Source organism: Shewanella sp. AC34-MNA-CIBAN-0136 (genome assembly GCF_040309945.1).
Classification (GTDB): Bacteria; Pseudomonadota; Gammaproteobacteria; order Enterobacterales; family Shewanellaceae; genus Shewanella.
The window spans coordinates 70,770-90,780 of sequence record NZ_JBEOPJ010000014.1; the positions used below are offsets into that span (position 1 = coordinate 70,770).

Below are 20,011 nucleotides of genomic sequence, written 5' to 3' on the forward strand. Positions count from 1 at the left end.
TCCTATGAGCAAACGATATGTCATGGTGCATGATGAAAACAAATGCATCGGCTGCCAAGCTTGCAATATAGCTTGTCGTAGTGAAAACGAAGTCCCTGAAGGGGTAACACGCCTGCAAGTTAGGGTGGAAGGTCCTTTTGGTGAAGCACCAAACTTACATTTTAAATATCACCGTGTGTCCTGTCAGCAATGTGAAGACGCACCTTGTGTCAGTGTTTGCCCTACAGGTGCCGCTTACATAGACGAAAATGGCTTAGTGTCTATTCATAACGATAAGTGCGTTGGCTGTATGTATTGTGTCGCGGCATGTCCATACAAAGTGCGCTTTATGAATCCCATAACCAAGGCAGCAGACAAATGTAATTTCTGTAAAGACACGCGCCTAGCCAGAGGTGAACAACCCGCTTGTGTTACAGCATGCCCAACAGATGCATTGTATTTTGGCGATGTTAACGACAGTAAAAGTGAGGTTGCTCAATTACTGAATACAAAAATAACCTATCAAGACAAAACGCATTTAGGTACCAAACCACGAGTGTACCGTGTTCCGACTAAACGAGGAGGGATAGAGTCATGAACAATATATGGGGCGACATGGCGCAATATGATCCAGTGACATGGAACTGGGTTATCGCCGTTTATTTATTTATGGCCGGTTTATCGGCAGGTAGCGTACTCATTGGTATTGGTATGCGTTGGTATAGTAAAGTGGGCAATATTGAAACTTCGATATTAAAAGCCTCTGCCATTATCGGGCCAGTAGCCATAAGCTTAGGCTTGGCCTGTTTAGTGTTTGATTTAACCAAGCCATTTCATTTCTGGCTCATCTTAGTCAATTATAATTTTACATCTGTAATGGCGATTGGTGTGTTGGCCTTATTGGCTTATTCACCTTTAGGTATTGCTTATGCATTGATTGTATTGCGAGATGATTTACCAAAGTGGAAGTTAGGATTTTTAGCCCCAATAGGGCACATGCTATTACCAATGCGTAAAGTCATCGAAATCCTACTGTTTGTACTTGCTATCGGTGTTGGTGCGTATACTGGCTTTTTAATCTCGGCCATGAATGCCTACCCAATGCTCAATACTGCAGTATTACCGGCATTGTTTTTAGCATCTGGTTTATCAGCGGGAGCAGCGGGTAACGTAATCGTTGCGTTAACCTGTTTTAATAGCAGCCCCCATGATAACGATGTGGCAAAAATGCACAGCCTGGATTTACCGGTAATCGTGTCAGAAATGATGTTTTTAGTGATGCTGTTTAGTACTCTTTATTTCACAGGAGGCGCAGCTGCTGAAGCATTAGCATCATTAAGTACCGACATTTGGGCTAGCGTGTTTTGGATAGGCGTAGTCGGTATCGGGTTTATCGTTCCCATTCTGTCGATGTTTTTACCTGCCAATGCTCGTCACACTAAAGCCATCATGATATCAGTTGCCTGCTGCAGTTTGACGGGTGTTTTAGCATTACGACACTTCATCATCTATGCTGGACAAAGTTATATAAGTTAACCAAGAAATAAGTAGATAAGTCATCTTTTGCCCTCCAGTAGACATAGGTTGATTGGAGGGTAAAACACATATGAATTACATTAATACCATCAGTTTTTTCATGTCAGTTGTCGCTTAAATGGTTAAACAGCTTCTTTTTGTTGCTTTTAATTTAACTCCACAGCCTATGGCTGACAGTTTCTGTTCTTTCTGTTCTTTCTGTTCTTTTTGTTCATTGCTCTAGATGTTCATTTCTGTTGTCTGATACCACACTTTTCGCTTCGCCAGTATCCTAACATCAAGACCATCATGTCTCTGATTTGGTGTCACAAACTTAATCCTGCTATGGCGATGTTCCGTTGTCTTACCCATAAACAAATTCATTTACTCATGTACGCGCTTCATCTAACGATATAAAAACTTCACTAGGCCAACGCGGATGATACTTTACCGTTCTAAACAGTAGATTCTGAGTACGGATTATCATTATTCATCCTTGGACGACTTCATTTGGTCACACCCACTAAATTTTACATCCTCGCTCGCATCGTCAGGTTTTTCATGGGATCACCATTATCAGAGTGCAACACAACGTCTTTCTATAAGCATTTTTCTGCCCAGCGTTTATCTATTTCAGATACGTTCCATCTAAAAAATAGCACGATATTTTTCAATGAGCCTGTTGACCTCTTTGATGATATCGCCACGATGAGCCGATAATTCTAATTGCCCTATATTGGTCATACTTCTTCTCAGTAAGGTTTGTAAATATCTTGATTAGACAGATATTTATGTCAAGTTCAGTGCGGCAACGAACAGAGTAAAAAGTAAAATACACGTATTATGACCATCAACATCATGAGTTAAATCGTGGTTGCTAATTTTTAATTATGTAGTAAATACATAGTGTTGCATAGACTAGATGAGTTAAAGGCGATTGAAATTCAAGCCGCAGATGGTGATATTTTTTTACCATTTTTTTATTTTTATGCTAGGCAGGCGATTCACTTTCCACCCAGAGTGACCTAAAAGCTTTAATTTTGAGGATAATATGCAAATAGAAACACTTCACGATGTTATGCAATGGACTAAAAACATGCACCAAGAACTGCATTATTTTGCCGCCAATTGTGCACAAAAAAGCGATAGTGTAAGAGTTGGTTTGCTGCTTAAGTACATTTCAGAGCACGAAAAAAAAATGGCGCAGGTAATGAAAAAGTTTGAAGACAATGGTAATAGCAGTGCACTCAACACGTATAGCCGGCATTACTACGAAAAATTCACTATTTCTATTCACACTGAAGGTGAGCATCCGTTTGAGAAGATGGATACGGATGAAATAGCAATTGTCACTCTTGAATATCACAAAAATATCGTCGGACTATTTGAGTATCTGCAAAAATGCAGCTGTGCACCTTCGGTGACGGAATTTCTTGATAATATATTGTCGGTTCAAGAGGCCGAGGGGCGATTACTGGCACGTAACATGAAACAAATTGACGATTTGTAGCATAAATGACTCACAAACAAAAAATCACATAGCGTCATACTGAGTGATTTAGTACTAGCAACTTTTCAGAATGCACTCCTGTGGCAAGCAGAGCCTTTTTAATGACTAACTTTAGGCGTTATTTTAGCTACCAAAATAACGTTAAAGTTGGTAACAACGGCCAATTCATATCAAGCCATATACAGATAATGCAACCTTTCAACAAATCTAGGCCGAATTTATGGGTTGTATTACCTCAACGTAGGTATCACTCCACTTAAACTCAGCGATATTGGCAAAACCAAACGATAGTTTATCAACGGCATATAGCCTGATAAGTTTTTGAAAGTATGAGTTAATGTTAAGAGTTGGAACCACTGTTAACCGTGTTTTATAGAAAGTACGCTAACGCACAGAGTCTAAAACTAAAGAGCAGTATAATTTACTCGTTAGTTATCAAATCTTAGGTATCTCTTAGATATCAAATGTCTCCAGTCATTGCAAAATACAATTTATTCATGCTGAGGTGAAGCACATGCTTTTTAATAATTCGAACATTACGGACTCTCCTATTCGTCAGAAAATTCGCGAGTTCTATCGTATTGATGAAAGTGTTGCGGTAGAGCATATTTTACCGTTAGCAGACGTTAACGATGAAGCTGCCAGCAGAGCGTGGGAAAAGGCACGTAAAATATCATTAAAAATACGTAGAGACGAATCAGGTAACGGTGCTGTAGATGCCTTACTCGCAGAATACACATTATCCAGTGAAGAAGGTGTGGTGTTGATGTGTTTGGCTGAGGCCTTATTACGTGTACCAGATAAGCACACTCAAGATGCCCTCATTAGCGATAAAATTTCTCAAGGTGAGTGGCGAAGTCATTTGGGCAGCAGTGATTCACTGTTTGTTAATGCCTCATCGTGGGGGTTATTAGTTACCGGCACTATGGTTGATTATGCTGACGAACGCGAAAAAGATAGTTTTGATTTATTGAAAAAGATTATTGGTCGTTTAGGTGAGCCTGTCATTCGTAAAGCAATGAACTATGCCATGCAAATTATGGGTGAGCAGTTTGTTATGGGCGAAACGATTCAAGCTGCAACAGAGCATGCTACCAAACAAGATCGGCAAGGCTTCGTATATTCTTACGATATGCTGGGTGAGGGTGCGCGCACCATGGGTGATGCTGATAAATATTTTAAAGCTTATCAAGTTGCCATAGATGCTATTGGCGCGGTTTCACTCGCGTCAGGTAAGAACGATCCTCGTAGAGTTCCTGGTATCTCAGTTAAGCTTTCTGCTATTCATCCTCGTTACGAATTTGCGCAAAGACAACGGGTAATGACTGAAGCTGTTCCCAAACTTAAAACGCTTTGTTTGCAAGCTAAAAAATACAATATTGGTTTAACGGTTGATGCGGAAGAATCTGAGCGATTAGATTTGTCCCTTGATGTTATTGAGGCGGTATTTAGTGATGACGAATTAGCGGGTTGGAATGGCTTTTCGATGGCTCTGCAAGCTTATCAAAAACGGGCTATTTTTATCATTGATTGGTTACATGAGCTAACCATTCGTGTTGGCCGAAAAATGATGGTGCGTTTAGTTAAAGGTGCTTATTGGGATACTCAGATTAAAAACACTCAAAAAGGTGGCTATGAACATTTCCCCGTATTCACTCGCAAGGCTTCCACTGATGTTTCTTACCTCGCCTGTGCAAAAAAATTATTAGAATATAGAGATACTCTCTATCCACAGTTTGCGACACATAATGCTTACACAGTGACGACTATTCTTGAACTGGCGGGCAATGACAAAGCAAGATTTGAATTTCAATGTCTATATGGCATGGGTGGTTCTTTATATGATCAAGTTGTTGCCAGTGAAAATGTTCAATGTCGGGTCTATGCACCGGTTGGTCCTCATAAAGAGCTACTAGCCTATTTAGTCCGTCGTTTGTTAGAAAATGGCGCTAATTCTTCTTTTGTTAATGCCATTATTGATGAGTCTCAACCGGTCGAATCTTTACTTGAAGACCCGGTTAAAAAAATGCATCGCTTAACAGACAAATATAACGGCCAGATTATCAAACCTATTGCCTTGTACCATGATGAAAATGGTGTTGGTCGAGATAATTCCAAGGGCTTAGATTTAACCGACATAAATATGGTAACCCCGCTAAAAACATCACTAGATAATTGGGTTGAAAATAACCAGTTTTCTGAAAGTGACACGCCAGAGGGGGCTGTAGCCATTAGAAACCCAGCAAAGCAAAGTGAAATCATTGGTTTCCAGCGACATCATAGCAAAGATGACATGCTCGCGATGATCGATACGGCTCAAACTGCATTTGCCTCATGGTCACAAAAGCCTGTATCTGAACGCGCAGCCTTATTATGCAGTATCGCCGATATTCTCGAACATCATAGGGACGAGCTCATTGCCTTATGCATCAAAGAAGCGGGAAAAACGACTCAAGATGGTATTGATGAAGTCAGAGAGGCTGTTGATTTTTGTCGATATTATGCACAACAAGCGATAGTACTTGCAGAAGATGATCGTTTAGAAGCTCGTGGTGTGGTGTTATGTATCAGCCCTTGGAACTTCCCGTTAGCGATATTTACAGGGCAAGTGACAGCTGCCATTTCTACTGGTAATACGGTGTTGGCCAAACCAGCCGAGCAAACAAGTTTAATTGCATTGCGCGCTATTGAACTAATGACGTCTGCTGGATTACCTCATGGCGTTGTACAAGCAGTTATTGCCAAGGGCAGTGAAGTGGGAAGTATTATTATTCCTAATGCACACATTCAAACGGTTATTTTTACGGGTTCGATTAAAACAGCGACTATTATTTCGCAAACGTTGGCTGATAGAGACGGCGCAAAAGTCCCTTTTATTGCTGAAACAGGCGGTCAAAACTGTATGATAGTTGACTCCACAGCTTTGCCTGAGCAAGTGATTGATGATGTTATTTCTTCAGGATTTCAGTCTGCAGGTCAGCGTTGTTCTGCGCTCAGGGTCTTATTTTTGCAAGAAGATATTGCTGATACTGTTATTACAATGCTTAAAGGCGCATTAGCAGAATTACATGTGGGTAATCCAGAAAAACTCAGCACTGATGTAGGTCCCGTCATTGATCAAAAAGCGCTAGATTCACTCAATGCTCACAGTGACTATATGAAAACTCATGGTCAATTATTGTACCAATGCGCGATATCTAATGAGATAAATGAAATAGCAGAAAACGAACATTTCTTTTTTGCGCCGCGACTTTATGAAATAGACAATATTAGTGTGCTCAAGCATGAAGTATTTGGTCCCTGTGTCCATATTATTCGTTTTAAAGGCGATGAAATAGAAAAAGTCATTGATGATATTAATGGCACCGGTTTCGGTTTAACGATGGGTATTCATACGCGGATTGAACAGCGAGCTTTTCATTTGGCGACACTATCGCGTGCAGGTAATGTATATGTAAATCGCAATATGATTGGCGCTATTGTGGGGGTGCAACCTTTTGGGGGGCGTGGTCTTTCAGGTACAGGGCCAAAAGCGGGTGGGCCATATTATTTAACACGTCTAGTGAAAGAGAAAGCCACTCCCGATGCCGATAAATTTAACTTATTACCATCGCAAGTTGATGCTTTAGTGAGCGATTCGAGATCGAAAGCAGAAGCAGAATTAATGATGGATAGGGCGGATATAGCAGAAAAAACCTGGCGCATGACCCAGTTAGATCAGCGTATTTCTTTTGTGAGTCAAATGTTAGCCGAAATGGCTGATATCGATATTGTTGATGATTTAGCCGATGACTTAAATAGTACTTTGACAGCGGCTAATTCACAATTAGTGTGTGTTGAAAAACATCTGCAAAAGCCAACAACGCTTCCAGGTCCAACCGGTGAGTCTAATATACTCTATTTGGAAAATCGCGGTAATATCATCTGCTTTGCTGATGAAAATGTGACTTTTCACTTTTGGATACTCTCAATTGTAACGGCTTTGACAACCGGAAATACCGTTATCTCGGTCGTTTCTGATTTATTTTATGATCAAGCGTTAGCCATTAGAGATAAGTTCGTTACAACAGGCGCAGATGAGAATGTTTTTCAAATTACCCGCTTATGTCATTTAACCACTTTGTTGGCGCATCCTGCGTTATCAGGAGTCGTTGTTGATAGTCATTGTGGCCGAAAAAATTATATCAGTGACAGATTAGCCGAACGTCAAGGGGCAATTTTACCAATGATCAGTTCAGAATATTTTGATAATCTCATTCAACGTTTATTAACAGAAAAAGCCGTTAGCATTGATACTACCGCATCTGGTGGTAACACGTCGCTGATGACTTTAGATGAAGAGAACTAACTATTTTTGAATGTTATGTTTAAACAAAAATTCAAAATATTTATAAATCATCAACTGAAAAGTTGATGATTTATTCTCCTAATGTTTCGATTTATTTGTCATAACTGATAAAAGTGCTAATGAGTGACAACAGATAATACTTTCGGTGCGAACCTAACTTGATGGGGTTTATATTGTTTTTTACATTTCATTTTGGCAAAAAATTAAGCCTGATTAAATGAGTGAACGACCAAGCCAACAGGATTAAGCGACCACCCAGCTAAGGTCTATTCGCAGTAGGTTACGGTGATGAATCTATTCTTATTGCGATTAATAAATCTTTATTCAATATCCCCATTCCTCATGTTAATCCACTAGGCATTATTGTTGGTTCGATATCGCACAGAGCTTAAGTCCGTAATGGAGTAAAGTGTTGCTTGGTGTTACGGGAAAATACTTTTCTTACTCTGCTTTTATTTCAGTAAAGAATATTAATACTCGACCATGTCATTTCGTCTTGGTTTAAGGAACGACGTTGAGCTTTATTACTGGGACAACGATCAATCACCTACGCTATACAATATAAAAATTAATACATGTAAGGAATAAGTGCTAGCTGGATTTTTAAATTCAGCATTCAGCGTTCAGCGTTCAGCGTTCAGAAAAATCAGTATGAATATATCCATTAATAAACTAAAAGGAAATTTAATATGAGCAACATTAATATTGGCATTGATAAAAAAGATAGAAGCGAAATCGCTGAAGGGTTAAAGAAGTTATTAGCCGATACTTATACGCTTTATTTACAGACGCATAACTTTCACTGGAATGTGACTGGGGTGAGGTTTAGGGAGCTGCACTTGATGTTTGAAGAGCAGTATATGGAATTGGCCATTGCTGTAGACGATATAGCCGAACGTGTTCGAACTCTCGATGTTGCTGCGCCAGGCACTTATAAAGAATTTTCCAAGTTAAGTTCAATCCATGAGGTAGATGGTGTTCCCAATGCAACGGAAATGATGGAAGTATTACTCGTTGGTCACGAAAAAATTATACAGACTGCTCGCGATGTTTTAAAAGTGGCCCATCAATCAGACGACGAATCAACAGTATCTCTTGTATCTGATCGAATGCGAATACATGAAAAAACATCGTGGATGTTGAGAGCTTCAAATAAGTAGATTGAGCGTTTCAAACTACCAAGTTTTTGAAATTAAATGGTCAGATTATTAACGTTATTTACTTATTATATATTAACTAAAAAGGATACAGATTGGATGGGCACTTTCTCACGCTTCGCAATTGCTATCGTTCTGCTCCTTGTCGTCATCGGCAGCATCTTCGGCTACAAGTTCTATCAAATTAACCAAATGCAGGCCAAATTCTCTCAGCCACGCCCCGCAACTGTCGTTGAAACTACAGAGGTCGCTAGAGTATCTTGGCAACCGAGTATCCAATCAATCGGTGGCATCAGAGCTATCAACGGCGTCATGATAGCCAATGAATTGCCCGGTGTAGTGACAAAAGTTTTGTTCAAATCGGGTCAATCCGTCAAAAAAGGCGATATCCTGATCCGCCTAAACAGCGATATAGAGCAAGCCGCTCTTACAACACGTCTAGCTGAGGCACAGCTTGCTTCGAAAGCATTTCAACATAACTCAGACTTGATTTCCAAACGGGCTGTGTCACAGTTCGCCTTAGATGAAACAAAGGCTGCGCTGGATGTAGCCAGAGCACGAGTAAAAGAAGCCGAGGCCCAGTTTGGTAAAAAAATACTCACGGCTCCCTTCGACGGCATAGTAGGGCTACGTCTAGCGGATATAGGTGAATATTTATCTGTGGGTACACCTGTCGTTGAAATCAATATGCTTAATCCAATTCTGGTCGAATATACTCTGTCTGAACAGGAACTGGCCAGCGTTGATATTGGTGATCTCGTTGAAGTCACTGTGGCGGCAACTGGCTCAGAGGTATTCAAGGGAACAATTACCGCAATTAATAGCTCTATCACGCCAGAGACACGCACAGTTAAGCTGCGCGCCCAACTTCTAAACCCCCAACAAAGCCTCAAACCGGGTATGTTCGCTACCATTAGAACCATGGCAAAGGGTGAAAGGCAGGTCATTGCAATTCCAAACATAGCACTGTCTTTCAACACCTACGGCGATTTCGCCTATGCATTAACTAAAAATGAAAAAGGCCAGCTGGTCACTGAGCAGCGGACATTGGAAACCGGCGTTACACGGGATGGCATGACTGAAATTAACAAAGGGTTAGAACCCGGTGAACGTATCATTGCCTCTGGTTTGCTGCGCTTGAGGGCTGGTCAGCGAGTGAAAATAAAGCAAGATGACAAGATTGCAGACAGTACAGGAGTTAAATAAACATGCGTTTTACAGACATTTTTATACAACGGCCAGTGCTGTCCATTGTTGTTAGTCTACTAATATTACTGGTTGGGATTCGCTCTATTATGGAGATGGAGATCCGCGAATACCCTGTATTGGAAAACACTAAAGTCACCGTTACTACTGCATATCCAGGCGCCAGCAGTGAATTGATCCAGGGATTCATTACCCAACCTTTGCAGCAGGCTATTGCCGAAGCAAAGGGCATAGACTTTCTGAGCTCATCGAGCATACAAGGTTTTTCAACCATCGAAGCACAGATGGAACTCAACTACGATGCTAATGACGCACTTGCGGAGATTCAATCTAAAGTTGCCAGTCAACGTAACGAGTTACCTGACGAGGCTCAGGACCCTGTTATCAACTCGACGACGGGAGAAGGTCGTGCGCTCATGTACATCGCTTTCTTTAGCGATACCATGAAAGTCCCACAGATCTCAGATTATCTTGCCCGAGAAGTACAGCCAAAACTACAAGCCCTATCCGGTGTAGCCAAGGCCGAACTGCTGGGGCGTCGCTTTGCGCTGAGAGTCTGGCTCGATCCTCAAAGACTTGCAGCGGTTAATCTCACCTCGACAGATATTGCTCAAACCCTGCGTCAGAACAACTATATTTCTGCAGTTGGGCAAACCAAAGATGAATTCATCAAGATCAATCTCACTACGAATACTGACGTTGCAAACACCAAACAGTTCGAGAATCTGATAATTAAATCGACCGAAGATAGTATCGTTCGTCTCAAGGATATCGCCAGGGTAGAGCTCGGATCACAAACCTACGAGAACATAGCACTGTATAAGGGTAAACCTTCAACCTACGTAGCCATTAATCTATCTCCGGGTTCTAATCCACTGTCTGTGGCAGAACGTGTTAAAGAACTCCTGCCGGATATAAAGTCTCAGCTGCCCTCGGGTCTGCAGGTCGAACTCCCCTACGATGCATCAGCATTTATTGATGATTCAATTAATGAGGTGATCAAGACGCTTATCGAGGCAGTGGGTATCGTTCTTGTCATCGTGTTTCTATGCCTAGGATCTCTGCGAGCGGCAATCATTCCCTCAATAGCAGTACCGCTCTCGCTCATCGGTGGAGCCTTCATCATGCTGGTGCTGGGTTTCTCGCTCAATTTACTGACGCTGCTCTCACTTGTGCTGGCTATAGGCTTGGTCGTCGACGATGCTATTATCATAGTCGAGAACATACACCGGCATATCGTTGATGGTAAATCAAAGAAGGAAGCGGCGTTGATCGGTGCTCGAGAAATGGCTAATCCAGTTATCGCCATGACGATAACCTTGGTTGCAGTCTACGCGCCTATTGGTTTCATGGGTGGGCTGGTTGGTTCGCTTTTTACCGAGTTTGCTTTCACGCTTGCTGGTGCCGTCGTCATTTCAGGTATCATTGCCTTGACGTTATCGCCTATGCTGGCCAGTAAGGTTCTCAAACCACATGGACAGTCGACCCGCTTCGAGAGTGCAATTGAAAGTTTGTTCGACCGACTCGCCAATACTTATCAGCGCTCGCTGGCTATCATGGTCAAGGCCGTCTCACCTGTAATTATGTTTGCGGTAGTCGTACTAGTGTCGATCTTTTTTATGATGATGCTAAGCCAGAAAGAGCTTGCACCGACTGAGGACCGTGGCATCATTTTGTTTCAGGGTAAAGGACCGCAGACAGCCACACTCGAATACCTGCAGAAGTATGGCACAGAAATGCAGACAGCCTTCGAGCAGGTACCAGGCTACGACGAGACGTTCATGCTGGTTGGTATGACGAGTCCCAATGCGGTGTTTGGCGGTTTCAAAATGAAGCCTTGGAGCGAACGAGATATATCGCAGTTTGATATCATGCCTCAACTGCAGGCTTCTGTGGCAGGGATTACTGGTTTGAAAACCGCTTTATTCCCAATTCCATCCTTGCCTGGTTCGAGTGGCGGTCTACCCTTTCAGTTTGTGCTAACTTCGGGCAGTGATTTTACTCAACTCGATCAAATAGCAGATGAATTCGTAGGGGCTGCCATGCAGAGTGGCAACTTCACATTCGTGCAGAAATCGATCGATATCGATAAGCCCGTCACCCGAGTAAAGGTCGACCGCGAACGCGTAGCCGATCTCGGTTTGTCGATGCAGGAAATTGGTCAGGCGCTTGGCGGTATGCTTGGCGGCGGGTTTATTAGTCGTTTCAACATGGAGGGGCGCTCGTATGAGGTTATTCCCCAGGTTGAGCGCTACGCGCGCCAAACAGCAACGGCGCTCAACGATTATTTCATCCGCGCCGACTCTGGCGATTTAGTTCCGCTCGGCTCGGTCGTTAGCTTCGAGCATGATGTAGAACCCTCATCTAGAACACAATTCAATCAGCTGAATTCGATCACGATCGAAGGCATTCCTGCGCCATCAGTGTCGATGGGAGATGCTATCAGTTTCATGAAAACCAAGGCGATCGATATCCTACCTCGGGGTTTCAGCTATGATTTTAAGGGCGAGTCTAGACAGTTCGAAAATTCTGGCAGTGCGTTAATCGTGACTATCTTTTTATCGCTACTCGTTATCTATCTGGTGCTTGCTGCGCAATTTGAGAGCTGGCGTGATCCTCTTATCATTTTAATATCGGTGCCGATGTCAATTGCAGGGGCAATGGCCTTCATTATGCTTGGTTTTGCGTCGATGAACATCTACACACAGGTTGGTCTGATAACATTGATTGGCGTGGTCGCGAAGAACGGTATTCTTATCGTGGAATTTGCCAACACACTTCAGGAAAGGGGATGCAACAAGCGCGACGCGGTAATCGAAGCCGCAGCGATTCGACTTCGCCCTATTATCATGACTTCGCTGGCGCTTATCGTCGCCATGATCCCGCTGTTAATTGCAGCGGGCCCCGGAGCAGAGTCGCGCTTTGCGATTGGTATAACCATTGCTACAGGACTCGGTATCGGTACTTTGTTAACTATGTATGTGTTGCCTGCTTTCTATATCGTCCTGGCGAAGAAGATTGATACTTCAGATCTTGAGGGGCAGGGTAATACCGCTGATCAAACTCCGACTAAAACAACGAACATGTGATTGTCGTACTCATATTTTCGTAGCGTCCAGTTTTGATTGGCGCAGTCACCCAAGATTTGGCTAATCTTATTGATTGAAAACATTGTAAAAGAGGGCTTGGAAATGCAGTCTGTTCGTTGCCGAACAGACTGCATTTAGTTTTATGGGTATGATTTTACTGTGCGATTGGGAACATTAAGTAACCAATAATTTCAGTTAAAGTCCAAGACAATTTCGCTTTCTGAAGCTTGTCAGATGACTGATTGCTCATTTATAAATAGAAGGGCTTGTACTGAGCTCTGAGGGGAAACTATGATTCAAACCAACCAAATTAAACCTGACATGCCTGTTGTCTGCTCCGAAGATGGTCAATTTGCTACTGTAGATCATATGGAGGGCACTGATACCCTTAAGCTTAAAAAAGACAAGGGCGGTCAACACCATTACATTCCATTAAGCTGGGTAACCTCAACTGAGGGCGATAAAGTGAAAGTTGATCGTCCAGGAGACCAAGCTATGCAGGAATGGTCTCAAACTCCGCCAACAGGTACAGGACACTAAAGTCTTGTTGTAGTGCTAAACAAAGGTGGCATTGTACTCATGCCATCTTAATACTTGAGCGGGAACCACGGTTTTATATCCCGCCTTTACTTTTCCCCCAACAATTCACGTGAAAATGATAGACATCAAAAACAGTGTTCAAGTTTTAGCTTTCGCGCCGTTCAAAATGGCAGGAGACTTGCGTAATGAGTTTCGCATTCAGCAACTAACATGATAATGGCTGATCTCCGCGACAACATGCCCCGTCATGGCCAATAAGCATGGCGAAAACAGCAACACAGTTTAATGTGGTCTATTTTGCTGCTCAATATACTGCTTAACAACATTGATAGGCGCAGCCCCCTACGTTTACAGCAATGTAGCTAAGGCTCCATAACGCATTTTCATGTATGCAGGCTCTATGAGTTCAGGGTCATGCAGTTTTTTTTCGTAAAGCGTTTTTGTTCAATAAAGTAGTTATAAAACAATCGAAAAAACGCAATTTATAGTATTTTCGAACTCCTTAAGCCTAAAAATATTTTCTACTCAGAAGATAAACATACTTCTTAGGCGAGATGATGACAGGTGATTAATATGGCAAACGAATCTAAAAATATATTGCAGCGTGGTTTGGAATATATGCACGAACCATTTTCGGGTTTTATTCGAGCGCAGACTACCTCCAGTCTGTTTCTTCTGTTATCGACAATCTTGGCCCTATGGTGGGCAAATTCAGCCTATTCTTCTACCTACTTAGATCTTGTGCACACCCCGATTGGAATATTTTTGGGTGATGTTGAGTTACGATCTTCACTTAAACACATTATTAATGATGGTTTAATGGTGATATTTTTCTTATTGATTGGACTTGAAATCAAACGCGAGGTGCTAGCCGGAGACCTCGCTAAACCTGAAAATCGGCGCATGTTGATTATTTGTGCCATAGGCGGAATGATTTTACCGGCTACGATCTATACCTTGTTCAATTGGGGACTTGATTCACAGATCGGTTGGGGTATCCCAATGGCAACCGATACCGCGTTTGCGCTAGGTGTACTCACCATAGTGCGAAAATACATACCTGCCAGTCTTTTGGCTTTCATAGTTGGGCTCGCCATCGTTGATGATGTTGGGGCGATACTCGTTATTGCACTATTTTATACCCAGGAAATATCCGTAATATATCTGTTTAGCGCATGTTCACTTATTACTTTCTTGGCAGTAGCTAACTACGCGGGCGTAAGACAGCCAATTTTCTATATTATCATCGGTATTGCAACCTGGTGGATGATGCTCATGTCTGGTGTTCATGCCACTGTTGCTGGCGTTGCAATCGCATTGACGGTGCCAGCACGGCCGAAGTTGGCGTCGGCAAAGTCGCTTGATAAGGCTAAAACAACAATCAGCTCTCTTCAGCAAGAAATAGAAGAAGTGGACGTTCTTGGTAGTCAGGAGGACCATAAACAGGTACTGGAAGTGCGCGATTTAGCAGAACATGCTGGCACTCCCCTGCGTCGTTGGGAAGATGTACTGCATCTACCTGTAGCACTCTTCATCTTACCGCTGTTTGCGTTGACTAATGCTGGCGTAGTGTTTAGTTTTAGTTCGTTTATCGACAGCCTCCAATACCCAGTTGGATTAGGGATTATTTTTGGCCTTGTAGTCGGTAAATTTATTGGCATTTCCGGCGCGTGCTGGTTGGGCCTGCACTACAAAATAGGTAAATTACCCAAGGGAGTTAATATTCAACACATTATTGGTGCTTCACTGATAGCCGGGATAGGCTTCACCATGTCCACATTTATTGCGACACTGGGGTTTGACGGGCAACCTGAACATCTCCATAACGCAAAAACATCCATCTTGGTCGCATCGGTTATGTCTGCATTTTTGGGTGCGTTATATCTTAGATTCATTGGTTCAAACAAACGAAAAAAATGACTCAATGAGACATCACAAGTCGGTTAACATAAATGTCACCGATATTGCAGCATCGTTTACGTTAATAGAAGAGTATTATGTGGTACTTGAGCGGGTTAATACTTTTAGTTTAATGCATCGGGGTTATGGCATTAAAAAATGTTTTTTATTGCCTAGTAATATTCATTCTACTGGTTTACAAAAACAGGTATAAATTAATTTGATTATGCTTTGATTATGCTTAGATTATGCTTAGATTATGCTTAGATTATGCTTAGATTATGCTTAGATCATGTAAAGTGTTTACAGCACAAAACGTTTTTGAGTCTCCAAAAAAGCATTACCCGCAGTGATACCGGCAAGATAATCATGTTGTAAATCCATATCAGTACTCCCTAACAATTTACTTTGAAGATTGTCTTCCGCAAAAATTTGAATAATTTCGACATCTTCAGGAGGGTTAGTGATAAAGGCGAGTTCTTTTTGATAAGCTTGCTCATGCTGTACCAAATAATCAATCATTTTTGGGCAATACCCAGACACGTAAATCCATGACTTAAGTTTACGTACCCAAGCAGCCTGAGTATGACAGTCGGCATTCACCGTTCGAATAACCACAATTTTTTTAGCACCACGGCGATAGGATTCTCGTACAGGTAAAGGCTCAGCAAGTCCACCGTCAAGGTAGATGTCTGTTTTATGGTCATCAACGTTTGCTTTGGCCTTATTTGTTGAGCTAAAGGCCTGCCTAGGTGTGAGTTTGACCCCTTGTTTATACAAAAAAGGAAATGCACTCGAGGCTTTAAGTAATTGGCGCCAGTGACTTGTATGACCGTTTGGGCTTAAGAAATAGCCTTGTCTATCGCGTGAATTCGTTGCGCTGAACAATAATTCTCGTTGACCCAATGATTTAGTTGCTGTCGTAAAGTCTAATGCAAAATTACCTTGAACGGTTTTATCAAAGTACCAATCCAAATCAATAGCATTGCCACCTGCTAATCCACGGCCTAGTTTGTAAAAATTATTACGACGTGTTAATTCACCAATTAATCTCTTGGCATAACCTTTCTGACGAGATAAAAAGCTTGTAATATTTTGTGAGCCTGCAGACGCCCCTATAAATAAATCGAAAGGATCAAAATCATTCTCTAACCACGCATCTAATACACCGGCTGTGAATATTCCTCGTTGCCCACCACCTTCTGCAATAAGTGCCATTTTAACACATGACTCTTCACAAGGATTAATTGGGGGGGGTGATGCAATGACTTTCATAGCAGGCCTTTTTATAAAAAATGCTGAATAAAATAACGTCGTAGAACTTGCGATTAGATATCTGTTGGCAGTAACAATGAGCTCGGGTGTTTAAGCAGTACAATTCCGAGTTCGCTAACTTAACCGCGCGAACAGAAGTTCACTAACTTAACCTCGCGAACAGAAGAGTCGTACCATGAACGCGAGTCCTGTTAGGATTTTGACATGGTGTTTCACGATAGCAGGGCATTCGCTGTGGATTAGATTCAGCGCTTACTCACCGAACAGGAGTTTATGCCTAGGAGCGAATATAGAGGACACAAGCCTACCGCTCCAGTAAGCAGCGGCACAACGCCAATATAGCCCCATATGCCAATTGTGTCGGTGGCAGCAAGTCCAATAAGAACTAGCCCGGCGGTAACACGGAGCGAGCGATCGAGCATACCTTCATTCGTCTTCATCGTCTTCATCGTATTTCTCCTTTGTCGAGTCACTGGGCCACTCTGCTAAGTTACAGATAAGATCGAATATCGTTCCAGCCTTACGCGAATCGATTAGATGTCTCTAAGCATAAATCGTAACTGTTCCCGGCGTCTGTTCGCCAGCGCACGCGAGATAATTTTCAGGAATGGTTAAATCGAGCGACATGGCGAATAGGCTAAATTATTTTCTGCTAGGGTTTATCATTTGAGATAACGTTACTTTAAAAAACGGTCAATTGTATTTAACTTGTCAACATTCGTGAGAAAGCAAAAGCCAGAGGGTACGGTGACGCACAGAGTCAAAGTTCGTAGCACAGTATGATGTGTTATTGGATCTTAAATAAATAGTTAACCATTAATAAAATGCTATTAAATTCAGTAACCTATTAATTTTGCTTGATTAAGTGTATTTCGTGAAGCTTATTTTAAACGGAGAGAGATATTTATGGCTGCAATAAAAAAACGCAAAGTTGTCGATCATATCGTAGAGACGATTTATCAATATGGTGTCCGTCATGTCTTTGGCATTCCAGGAGATGCTATTAATGATTTGATGGACGCCATACGCCGCCATGGAGAAATCGAATTTATACAAGTTCGCCATGAAGAAAGCGGGGCATTCGCCGCATCAGCCCAAGCAAAATTAACCGGTAAACTTGCCGTTTGTGTTGGTACTGCTGGAGGTGGGGCCATACATTTGCTCAATGGTCTGTATGACGCTAAGCTCGACCATGCCCCCGTTCTTGCAATAACTGGACAGTTACCACGCAGTGAAATCGGTAATCACTCGCATCAAGAAATTAATTCATCAGCTCTGTTTTCTGATGTGGCTGTGTTTAATCAAACCTTATTTGCCTCTGATCGTGTTCCCGAGATTATTCAGCAAGCGTGTAATAGTGCGCTGATTGAAAAAGGGGTTGCTCATATTGCTTTGCCTGCTGATGTTGCCACTGAGCAAGTTGAAGCTGACATTACGGGTCATCCAATAGCGGGCGCTGAAACGGGACCAACTAAACCTTTAGCATCAGCATTAAACAGTGCAATTAGCTTAATTGAGCAAGCTGAAAAAATTGTTGTTCTAGCGGGTGTTGGGGCTATACCAGCACGTCAACAGTTACTTACTTTGTTGAAAAAATGCAACTCCCCACTTATCAGAACACTAAAAGCCAAAGTACTACTTCCGGATGAGCATGAATATTCCTTAGGAGGGCTTGGCCTACTTGGTACGCGGCCATCTGTTGATGCGATGAATAATTGTGATTTACTTGTGATGCTGGGGACTGATTTTCCCTACAAAGAATATTATCCAGGAAAAGCCAAAGTTATTCAGGTGGATAAAGAAATTCGACATATTGGTCGACGTTGCCCTGTGGATGTATCGATAGTCGGAGATGTAAGTGAAGTACTAGACCAATTAATCGTTGATTTACTTCAAAAAGAAAACGACAACTTTATTACTGAATGTCGGCGTCAGAAAAGGAGTTGGTCAGAAGAGCAAAGCGAAGCAGAAAACTCGCAAGATATGCCAATAAAACCCCAGTGCCTGGCTCGAACCGTCGGCGAGCTTGCGAATAAAGATGCCATTTTTCTTTGTGATACGGGTACAGTGACCGCATGGGTCGCACGACATCTACCCGTTACTGAACAACAATTATTTACCCTCTCAGGCAACTTGGCCACAATGGCATTTAGCATGGCTGGTGCGATAGGCGCGCAATTGAAATTTCCTGAGCGGCAGGTGGTAGTCCTTATTGGTGACGGTGGTTTTAGCATGTTAATGCAAGAGTTTATTACTGCAGTCAATCTAACATTACCCATAAAGGTTATTATTTTTAACAACGCCAAACTAGGGTTAATTCAACTAGAGCAAGAAAGCAGCGGTTACCCTAATTATAAAACAGCATTAAAAAATCCAGACTTTTCAGAGTTTGCTCGCTTATGCGGTGGTGAAGGTTGGAGTGTAGATCGCCCTGAGCTGCTAGTAAAAGCGTTGGGAGAAGCATTTGCTAGCAAAAATGCCTGTCTGATCGATGTCCATATCGATCCTAATGAACTCGTCATGCCGCCAAAGCTCGAATTGGCTCAAGCAGTAAATTATTCGATTGCTAAAGCTAAGGAGTTTTTAAATTCAAATGACTGATTTAAAAATATGTGGGAACGATTCCGAAATGCTATTACCTCAGTTTATGAGTTGTGCAGGCTAGTAGAAATATATCATCCTCAAGGTGAATATGCCGAAATAGGTCAGTCTTGAAATGGTTAAGAAATGTTGGCTAGACCGTTAGTCGTTAGGGATACATTTTCTCATATTTTGAGGCTACATTTAGTTGATAACACTAAAACGTTTATGTCCACAAATGGGTTAAGGGCTTAACCCATTTGTGCTCATTTAAGTGTTAGTCGATGATATTGTCAGCTCAAAAAAATTCGTTTCAGCGTACAACATCCAATCAGATTATCAACAGAGATAAATCTTACTCTACCTTAACGTTACGTTATTGCCTGCAACACTCGAATAATTCGGAGTTTACTCTATGGCTTGCACCATGCTTGCGGCATAATGGCGTTAAATATTTAACAGAGTCGTTATAATGGATAAGCAGCAAGACAGTTACATGACCGAAGAAACACTAATCGAAGTAGTCGAAAATCAAATCGCCGACGGTGAACCCAAAAAGGTAAAAGAAACCTTGATGCGTTTAGTCATGACAGGTACACCGCGTGACGAAGCTATTCAAATGATGGCTTGCGCGTTGGCTATCGAAGTTTCCGATGTCATGAAAAATGGTTCCTCTTTTAACGAAATACGATATGGCCAGCATTTGAATGCACTACCGAATATGGATTGGATGGAAGATTAATAGCAGCTCATAAATTCGTGTTTTGTTAATCCCGATAAGTGACATTATCGGGGGCTAATTGAAAAGTCTAAAGAAAGATGTTGGATTTGCACCTTCGATGAGCAGTGTTGGAGCCTGTTTAGATCTCCTAATCGCAACTTACAAGAGACTTAAACGGTTTAAAGCAGTTGG

General features: G+C 42.1%; 14 protein-coding genes and 1 pseudogene. 12 read left to right on the forward strand and 3 right to left on the reverse strand.

Annotation, left to right across the window (positions count from 1 at the left end; translation table 11 throughout):
- The first annotated feature begins 4 nt into the window (after positions 1–4).
- A complete protein-coding gene (locus AAEY94_RS14470) occupies positions 5–577 on the forward strand; it encodes a 4Fe-4S dicluster domain-containing protein (RefSeq protein WP_101088303.1) in 573 nt (190 codons plus the stop codon).
- Entirely contained in the window at positions 574–1,515 is a 942-nt protein-coding gene (gene nrfD, locus AAEY94_RS14475) for an NrfD/PsrC family molybdoenzyme membrane anchor subunit (RefSeq protein WP_350979104.1), read from the forward strand. The genes AAEY94_RS14470 and nrfD overlap by 4 nt, the downstream gene beginning before the upstream one ends.
- A 223-nt stretch (positions 1,516–1,738) precedes the next feature.
- Here nrfD and AAEY94_RS14480 read toward each other — a convergent pair.
- A pseudogene (locus tag AAEY94_RS14480) lies at positions 1,739–2,114 on the reverse strand (integrase core domain-containing protein); the annotation flags it as partial.
- Positions 2,115–2,590: 476 nt separating this feature from the next.
- Here AAEY94_RS14480 and AAEY94_RS14485 point away from each other — a divergent pair.
- The 8 genes from AAEY94_RS14485 (at position 2,591) to AAEY94_RS14520 (ending at position 15,457) form a co-directional block, all read left to right on the forward strand.
- Positions 2,591–3,004 (forward strand): hypothetical protein, encoded by a 414-nt coding sequence (locus AAEY94_RS14485; protein WP_242445204.1) that lies wholly within the window; start codon positions 2,591–2,593, stop codon positions 3,002–3,004.
- A gap of 514 nt (positions 3,005–3,518) precedes the next feature.
- A complete protein-coding gene (gene putA / locus AAEY94_RS14490; protein ID WP_350979105.1) occupies positions 3,519–7,352 on the forward strand; it encodes a bifunctional proline dehydrogenase/L-glutamate gamma-semialdehyde dehydrogenase PutA in 3,834 nt (1,277 codons plus the stop codon).
- Positions 7,353–8,041: 689 nt separating this feature from the next.
- A complete protein-coding gene (locus AAEY94_RS14495; protein WP_182744429.1) occupies positions 8,042–8,512 on the forward strand; it encodes a Dps family protein in 471 nt (156 codons plus the stop codon).
- Between the two features lie 36 nt (positions 8,513–8,548).
- Positions 8,549–9,715 carry an efflux RND transporter periplasmic adaptor subunit gene (locus AAEY94_RS14500; RefSeq protein WP_243756183.1) on the forward strand — a complete coding sequence of 389 codons (1,167 nt, stop codon included), beginning with the start codon at positions 8,549–8,551 and terminating at the stop codon, positions 9,713–9,715.
- A 2-nt stretch (positions 9,716–9,717) separates the two neighbouring features.
- Positions 9,718–12,804, forward strand: a complete 3,087-nt coding sequence (locus AAEY94_RS14505; protein WP_350979106.1) for an efflux RND transporter permease subunit — start codon at positions 9,718–9,720, stop codon at positions 12,802–12,804.
- A gap of 291 nt (positions 12,805–13,095) precedes the next feature.
- Positions 13,096–13,344, forward strand: a complete 249-nt coding sequence (locus AAEY94_RS14510) for a DUF2171 domain-containing protein (RefSeq protein WP_101088294.1) — start codon at positions 13,096–13,098, stop codon at positions 13,342–13,344.
- A 573-nt stretch (positions 13,345–13,917) separates the two neighbouring features.
- A complete protein-coding gene (gene nhaA, locus AAEY94_RS14515) occupies positions 13,918–15,264 on the forward strand; it encodes a Na+/H+ antiporter NhaA (RefSeq protein WP_350979107.1) in 1,347 nt (448 codons plus the stop codon).
- Between the two features lie 4 nt (positions 15,265–15,268).
- The gene (locus AAEY94_RS14520; RefSeq protein ID WP_350979108.1) at positions 15,269–15,457 is read left to right on the forward strand and encodes a hypothetical protein; all 189 of its coding nucleotides are present in this window, start codon (positions 15,269–15,271) and stop codon (positions 15,455–15,457) included.
- An 89-nt stretch (positions 15,458–15,546) separates the two neighbouring features.
- Here the strand turns inward: AAEY94_RS14520 and AAEY94_RS14525 are convergent, their stop codons facing one another.
- Positions 15,547–16,518 (reverse strand): patatin-like phospholipase family protein, encoded by a 972-nt coding sequence (locus AAEY94_RS14525; RefSeq protein ID WP_350979109.1) that lies wholly within the window; start codon positions 16,516–16,518, stop codon positions 15,547–15,549.
- A 245-nt stretch (positions 16,519–16,763) separates the two neighbouring features.
- Positions 16,764–16,967: a YgaP family membrane protein gene (locus tag AAEY94_RS14530; RefSeq protein WP_350979110.1), complete on the reverse strand. Its 204-nt coding sequence runs from the start codon at positions 16,965–16,967 to the stop codon at positions 16,764–16,766.
- Positions 16,968–17,424: 457 nt separating this feature from the next.
- Between AAEY94_RS14530 and AAEY94_RS14535 the strand changes: the two genes are divergently transcribed.
- Entirely contained in the window at positions 17,425–19,119 is a 1,695-nt protein-coding gene (locus AAEY94_RS14535) for a thiamine pyrophosphate-dependent enzyme (RefSeq protein ID WP_350979111.1), read from the forward strand.
- Between the two features lie 451 nt (positions 19,120–19,570).
- Entirely contained in the window at positions 19,571–19,840 is a 270-nt protein-coding gene (locus AAEY94_RS14540) for a hypothetical protein (protein ID WP_182745393.1), read from the forward strand.
- Positions 19,841–20,011: the final 171 nt, after the last annotated feature.